Origin of the sequence: Piscinibacter sp. (genome assembly GCF_050175855.1) — a bacterium.
In the GTDB taxonomy this organism is placed as follows: domain Bacteria; phylum Pseudomonadota; class Gammaproteobacteria; order Burkholderiales; family Burkholderiaceae_C; genus Piscinibacter.
The window spans coordinates 1-6,941 of the sequence record NZ_JBFXIO010000285.1 but is presented as its reverse complement, the minus strand read 5'-3'; the positions used below and the strand labels follow the sequence as shown (position 1 = coordinate 6,941).

The window sequence follows — 6,941 nt, the reverse complement described above, 5'->3', positions numbered from 1 at the left end:
GTCGCCCTCGGTGAAATGGGTGACAAGACGCAGCTGCTCGCCTTGCTGCTGGCCGCGAAGTTCCGCCGCCCCGTGCCCATCGTGCTGGGCATCCTGGTGGCCACGCTCGTCAACCATGCGCTGGCCGGCGTGGTGGGCGACTGGATCGCGCGCGCGCTCGGCCCCGACGTGCTGCGCTGGGTGATCGGCCTGTCGTTCCTGGCGATGGCCGCGTGGATGCTGGTTCCCGACAAGATCGACGACGAGGCCGAGGGCGGCACGCAGCGCTTCGGCGTGTTCGGCACCACGGTGCTGGCCTTCTTCCTCGCCGAGATGGGCGACAAGACGCAGATCGCCACCGTGGCGCTGGCCGCGCGCTACTCCGACCTGGTGGCCGTGGTGGCCGGCACCACGCTGGGCATGATGATCGCCAACGTGCCGGCGGTGCTGCTCGGCGACGTGGTGGCGAAGAAGGTGCCGATGCGCCTGGTGCACGGCATCGCGGCGCTGATCTTCGCGGTGCTGGGTGCGCTAACCTTGCTGAACGTGGGGCGCATGTTCTGAGCCGGCGCGCGGGCCCACAATGGTCCGGAACTCCTTCACCGGCCCCCATGCGATGAAGCTCTTCCTCAACGGCAGCGCCCGCGAGCTGCCCGACGACGCGATCGACCCCGACATGCCGCTGCTGTGGGCGCTGCGCGACGTGCTGCAGCTCACCGGCACCAAGTTCGGCTGCGGCGTCGCCGCCTGCGGCGCCTGCACGGTGCACGTCGACGGGCAGGCGCAGCGTTCCTGCGTGACGCCGTTGTCGGCGGTGGCCGGTCGCGCGGTGCGCACCATCGAGGGCCTGGCCGAGGGCGGCCGGCCGCATGCGCTGCAGACGGCGTGGATCGATCACCAGGTGCCGCAGTGCGGCTACTGCCAGAGCGGCATGCTGATGGCCGCAGCCGCGCTGCTGGCGCGCAACCCGAGACCCAGCGACGCCGACATCGATGCGGCGATCACCAACCTGTGCCGCTGCGGCACCTACCCGCGGGTCCGCGCCGCGATCCATGCCGCGGCCGCCGAGCTGCGCGGCGCCCGGGGGCTGGCGTGAGGCGCCGCAGCCTGCTGCTGTCGGCCGCCGGCGCGGGGGGCGCGCTGCTGGTCGGCTGGGCCGTGCTGCCGCCGCGCAGCCGCCTCGGCCGGGCATCGGCCGGGCCTGATGCGCAAGGCCGCATCGCGCTCAACGGCTGGATCCGCGTCGCGGCCGACGGTGCGGTGGTGCTGGCGATGAACCGCAGCGAGATGGGCCAGGGCGTGCACACCGCGCTGGCGATGCTGGTGGCCGAGGAGCTCGACGTGCCGCTGGCGCGCATCGTGCTGGTCGATGCCGGTGCCGAGGCGATCTACGGCAACGTCGCGGCCACGCTGGCCGCGCTGCCCGAGCACCCTCGCGATGCCGAGCCGGGCGCGGAGACGCGCGGCGTGCGCCTGGGCCGCTGGATCGTCGCCAAGCTGGCGCGCGAGCTGGGCCTGTCGCTGACCGGCGGCTCGGCCAGCGTGGCTGACGCCTGGGAGCCGCTGCGCCTGGCGGCGGCCACGGCGCGCGCCCAGCTGCTTGGTGCCGCCTCGCTGGGCTGGAAGCTGCCGGTCGACGAGCTGATGGTGGAAGAGGGCGTGGTCTCGCACGCCGGCAGCGGCCAGCGCGCCCACTACGGCGAGCTGGCCCGCGTGGCGGCGGCCACGCCCCCGGGCACCGTGACGCCCAAGCCGCGCGAGCAGTGGCGCCTGATCGGCCGCACCGCGCCACGTGTCGACCTGCCGGCCAAGCTCGACGGCAGCGCGCGCTTCGGCCTCGACGTGCGCCTGCCCGGCATGGTCTACGCCGTGGTGCGCCACGCGCCGGCGCTCGGCGGCAGCCCGGGGCGGGTCGACGTCGAGCCGGCGATGCGCCTGCCCGGTGTCGAGCGTGTCGTGCGGCTCGGTTCCTTCGCCGGCTCGACGCCGGCGCTGGCCGTGGTCGGCCGCAGCACCTGGCACGCGAGGCGTGGCGCCGCGGCACTGGTGGTGGACTGGCAGCCGCCGCCGGCGCGGGTGCCCGACAGCGCGCGCATCCTCGACGTGCTGGCCGAGACCGCGCGCGAAGCCGCCGAGCGCAGCGAGGGTGTCGCCTTCACGCAGCAGGGCGAGCCCGAGGTCGCGCTGTCGGCCGCCCCGGTGCGCGTGGAAGCGCTGTACCGCGCGCCCTACCTGGCCCATGCGGCGATGGAGCCGGTCAACTGCACCGCGCGCGTGGCCGACGGCCGCGTCACGCTGTGGGCGCCGACGCAGGCGCCGAGCTTCGCCCGCGCCATCGCCGCGCGCGTGGCCGGCGTGGCGGAGGAGGATGTCGACCTGCACGTCACCTACCTCGGCGGCGGCTTCGGCCGGCGGCTGGAGGTCGACATGGTCGGCCAGGCGGTGCGCGTGGCGCTCGAGACGGGCGGCCGGCCGGTGCAGCTGGTCTGGCCGCGCGAGGAAGACCTGACGCACGACTTCTACCGCCCGGCCGGCGCGGCTTTCCTGCAGGCCGGCCTCGGCGAGGAGGGCCGCGTGGTGGCGCTGAAGGTCACCAGCGCGGGCGACGCGATCGTGCCGCGCTTCCTCGAGCGCAATGCGCCGGCCCTGGCCGGCCCGATCGAGCTGCCGGACAAGACCAGCATCGAAGGCCTGTTCGATCACCCGTATCTCGTGCCGCACCAGCGCATCGCGCACGTGGCCACGAAGAGCGGCGTGCCGGTGGGCAACTGGCGCTCGGTGGGTCACTCGCACAACGCCTTCTTCATCGAGAGCTTCGTCGACGAGCTCGCCCACGCCGCAGGCCGCGACACGGTGGCCTTCCGCCTCGCGCTGCTCGACGGCCTGCCGCGCCATGCCGCCGTGCTGCGCCTGGCGGCCGACCGCGCCGGCTGGGGCACGCCGGCACCGCCCGGCACGGCGCGCGGCGTGGCGCTGCACGAGAGCTTCGGCAGCATCGTGGCGCAGGTGGTGGAGCTGCGCCTGGCCGACGGCAAGCCGGCGGTGCAGCGCGTGGTCTGCGCGGCCGACGTGGGCACGGTGGTCAATCCGGGCATCGTCGCGCAGCAGATGGAAAGCGCGATCGTCTTCGGCCTGAGCGCGGCGCTGTTCGGCCGCATCGACATCGTCGGCGGTGTGGTGCAGCAGACCAACTTCCCCAACCACCCTCTGCTCACGCTGGCGCAGACGCCGCGCATCGAGACGCACTTGCTGGTGAGCAACCGCGAGCCCGGCGGCGTCGGCGAGCCAGGCACGCCGCCGCTGGCACCGGCGCTGGCCAATGCGTGGTTCGCGCTGACGGGCAAGCGCGTGCGCGAACTGCCGCTGGCGGCCTGATCCGGCCGGGCCTGCGCGGCCACATGGCTCAAGCCATCGGTGAGATCGCCGATATAGCCCGAAGTGACTGTATCCGCGTGAGCCACCATGAAGTTCAACACCCGTCTGCTCCTGTGCGCCGTCCTGCCGGCCGCGCTGTTCGTGGCCGCGCTGGCCACCAGCCTGTGGGGCTTGGTGCGCACGCAGAACGAATTCGACCGCTACATCTCGACGGAGCAGGCGGTCGCCAACGGCTTGTCGGAGATGTACGCCCAGGGCCTGCAGATGGGGCAGGCCCTGCGCAACATCGTGCTCGACCCGGCCAATCGCAAGGCCTACGACAATTTCGAGGCGGCCGACGCCGCCTTCGCGGCCGCGCATGCGCAGACCGTCGAGAAGGCGCGCGGCGGGCCGTTCGCGGCCGCGTTGCAGGAACTGGCCGACCTGCGCGAGACACAGGCAGTGCAGCAAGAGCGTGTGCTGGCGCTGGTGGGCACCGATGTTCCCGGGGCCGTCAAGCACCTGAACGCCAGCGAGACACCCGCGTGGCGCCAGCTGCGCGGCAAGCTGCTCGAGCAGATCGAGGCGGGACGTCAGGCCGCTGCAGCGGCAAACGAGCAGACGCAGAAGCGTGCCCGGCAGGTGACCCTGCTCTCGCTGGTGCTGGCGGCGCTGGCGCTGGCCGCGGCGGCGTCCCTGGTGTGGCTGATGCGGCGCACGGTGGCGCGCGAACTCGGCGGCGAGCCGGCCGACGCGCGCGACGCGCTGCGCCGCATCGCTGACGGGGATCTCGCCGCGCCGCACGGGGAGCCTGCCGGCAAGGGCCTGATGGGTGAACTGCAACGTACCCGCCAGCGCCTGCGCGAACTGGTCGCCCAGGTGCAGCGCAGCACCGACAGCATCAGCACGGCCAGCACCGAGATCGCCACTGGCAACCACGACCTGTCGGTGCGCACCGAGCAGACGGCGAGCAACCTGCAGCAGACCGCCAGTGCGATGGAGCAGCTCACCGGCACGGTGGCGCAGAGCGCCGACTCGGCACGCCAGGCCAACCAGCTGGCGGCCTCGGCCGCCGAGGTGGCGCAGCGTGGCGGCAGCGTGGTCGAGCAGGTCGTCGCGACGATGGGCGAGATCAACCAGAGCTCGAAGCAGATCGCCGACATCATCGGCGTGATCGACGGCATCGCCTTCCAGACCAACATCCTGGCGCTGAACGCGGCGGTGGAGGCGGCGCGCGCCGGCGAGCAGGGCCGCGGCTTCGCTGTGGTGGCGGCCGAGGTGCGCACGCTGGCCCAGCGCAGTGCGGCCGCCGCGCGCGAGATCAAGGCGCTGATCGGCGCCAGCACGCAGCGTGTCGACACTGGCGCCCGCCTGGTCGGCGACGCCGGAAGCACGATGCGCGAGATCGTTGATTCGGTGCAGAAGGTGGCCGACATGATCGGCGAGGTCACCGCGGCGGCCGGCGAGCAGCGCGACGGCATCGGCCAGGTCAACACCGCAGTCACGCAGCTCGACCAGATGACGCAGCAGAACGCCGCGCTGGTCGAGGAGTCGGCCGCGGCGGCCGAGTCGCTCAGGGAGCAGGCCGGCCGGCTGGCGCAGATGGTGGCGACGTTCCGGCTCGGCGCCGCCTGAGCCAGAAGCGGCGTCAGGCCGCCGCGGTGCGCCGCAGGTAGCGCGCCAGCGTCTCGCGCAGCCGCGACACGTCGATCGGCTTGGTGAGGAAGTCGTTCATGCCGGCGGCCAGCGCCTCGTCGCGCTCGGAGGTCAGCGCGGCGGCAGTCAGGGCCACCACGGGCAGCGACTGCGCGTCGTGCTTCTCGCGCAGCACGCGCACCGCAGCGTGGCCGCTCATCACCGGCATGTGCACGTCCATCAGCACCACGTCGAAGGGACGGCCGGCGGCCACCGCCTGCTCGACCGCCTCGATCGCGCTGGCGCCGTCGCTGGCCTGCGTCACGTCCAGGCCCCATTGCTCGAGCATGGCCACCGCGATCAGCATGTTCACCGGGTTGTCCTCGGCGATCAGCACGCGCCCGCCCTGCAGGGGTGCCAGCGCGTCGCCGGGGGCCGGGCCTGGCGGCGCCTTGGCCGCCGGCAGCGGCAGGTCGGCCCAGAAGGCACTGCCGTAGCCGGGTGCGCTGTTCACACCCACGCTGCCGCCCATCAGCTGGGCGAGCTCGCGGCAGATCGACAGGCCCAGGCCGGTGCCGCCGTAGCGGCGCGTGGTCGAGTCGTCGGCCTGCGAGAAGGGCGTGAACAGGCGCTGCTGGGTGTCTGCATCGATGCCCGGGCCGGTGTCGTGCACCGCCAGGCGCAGCACCGGGCCACGCTGGCTCACCTCGATGCGCACACTGCCGCGCTCGGTGAACTTGATCGCGTTGGCGACGTAGTTGGTGAGGATCTGCCGCACGCGCAGCGGATCGCCGCGCACCGTGGCCGGCACCTCCTCGGCGATCGACAGCACCAGCGCCAGGCCCTTGGCCTCGGCCAGCGGCAGGTAGGAATGGTGCACCGCGGCCACGGTGTCGCGCAGGCCGAAGGGCACGTCTTCCAGCGTGATGCGGCCGGCCTCGACCTTCGACAGGTCGAGGATGTCGGAGATGATGCCGGTCAGGCTCTGCGTGCTGTCGATCATCTGCGCCAGGTACTGCTGGCGGCGCGCCTCGCTCAGCCCCGGCTGCATCGCCAGCCGGGCCAGGCCGAGCAGGCCGTTGAGCGGCGTGCGTATCTCGTGGCTGGTGTTGGCGAGGAAGGCGCTCTTGGCGCGGCTGGCCGCCTCGGCAGCGTCGCGCGCGTCGGCCAGCGCCTGGTCGGTGCGGCGGCGCTCGGTGATGTCTTCCGCGCTCCAGATCGTGCCGCCGCCGATCGGGTTGCTCGGGTCGACCGACTGTGCCTGCAGGCGCGCCCAGAACAGGCTGCCGTCGCGCCGCCTGAGCTGCGTCTCGCACTCGTAGCCGTGCTTCTGGCGCAGCCGCGTGACGGCCTGCCGGCGCATGCGCTGGAACTCCGCCGGATCCGGCCACAGCACGCTCAGCGTGGCCTGGCGCAGGTCGTCCTCGCTCCAGCCGAACATCTCGCGGTGGCGCGCGTTGATGCGCACGATGCGCTGCTGGCGCACGAAGGCGATGGCCAGCGACACCGTGTTGAGGATCGCCTCCACCTCCAGCCGCGTCTGCTCGCTGGCGCTGACGTCGCGCGAGGCCAGCACGAGGAAGCGCTGGCCGTCGAAGTCGAAGCGCGCGCCGGACACCAGCATCGGGATGCGGTGGCCGTCTCGGTGGCGGAAGGTGATCGGCAGTGCCTGCACGCTGCCGTGGCGGCGGATCGCCGTGACCAGCGTGTCGCGCTCCTCGGGCCGCTGCCAGACGCCGAGCTCGACGGACGTGCGGCCGATCGCCTCTTCGCGGGCAAAGCCGGTGAGCTTCACGAAGCTGTCGTTGACCAGCGCGTAGCGGCCGGTCTCCAGGTCGGTGAGCGTCAGGCAGTCGGGGCTGGTGGCGACCAGGTGCGACAGCAGCGCCTCGGAGCGGCGCAGCGCCGCCTCGGCCGCCTTGCGCGCGGTGATGTCGACGTAGATCGTCAGCAGCGCCGGGCCGGCGACGCTG

Annotated in this window: 5 protein-coding genes; 4 read left to right on the top strand and 1 reads right to left on the bottom strand. The window is 73.2% G+C overall.

All coding sequences use genetic code 11. The features are described from left to right. From AB7U92_RS18910 to AB7U92_RS18895, 4 genes are all read left to right on the top strand, one after another. Positions 1–543 (top strand): TMEM165/GDT1 family protein (locus tag AB7U92_RS18910; RefSeq protein ID WP_428580500.1); only part of this gene is annotated, 543 nt, incomplete at its 5' end. Positions 544–595: 52 nt separating this feature from the next. Continuing rightward, complete coding sequence (locus AB7U92_RS18905; protein WP_428580497.1) at positions 596–1,075, top strand: (2Fe-2S)-binding protein; 480 nt, start codon at positions 596–598, stop codon at positions 1,073–1,075. Further along, the gene (locus tag AB7U92_RS18900; protein WP_428580494.1) at positions 1,072–3,354 is read left to right on the top strand and encodes a molybdopterin cofactor-binding domain-containing protein; all 2,283 of its coding nucleotides are present in this window, start codon (positions 1,072–1,074) and stop codon (positions 3,352–3,354) included. Before AB7U92_RS18905 ends, AB7U92_RS18900 begins: the two co-directional genes overlap by 4 nt. Before the next feature lie 87 nt (positions 3,355–3,441). Next, positions 3,442–4,968, top strand: a complete 1,527-nt coding sequence (locus AB7U92_RS18895) for a methyl-accepting chemotaxis protein (protein ID WP_428580491.1) — start codon at positions 3,442–3,444, stop codon at positions 4,966–4,968. 13 nt (positions 4,969–4,981) lie between these two features. On the opposite strand, the gene AB7U92_RS18890 is transcribed toward AB7U92_RS18895, so the two are convergent. Beyond that, on the bottom strand, positions 4,982–6,941 hold a 1,960-nt coding region (locus AB7U92_RS18890), incomplete at its 5' end, for a PAS domain S-box protein (RefSeq protein ID WP_428580488.1).

What these genes read in the sequence shown, in the direction of transcription:
- AB7U92_RS18895 (WP_428580491.1), top strand. Translation starts at nt 3,442, where the DNA reads ATGAAGTTCAACACCCGTCTGCTCCTGTGCGCCGTCCTGCCGGCCGCG.
- AB7U92_RS18905 (WP_428580497.1), top strand. Translation starts at nt 596, where the DNA reads ATGAAGCTCTTCCTCAACGGCAGCGCCCGCGAGCTGCCCGACGACGCG.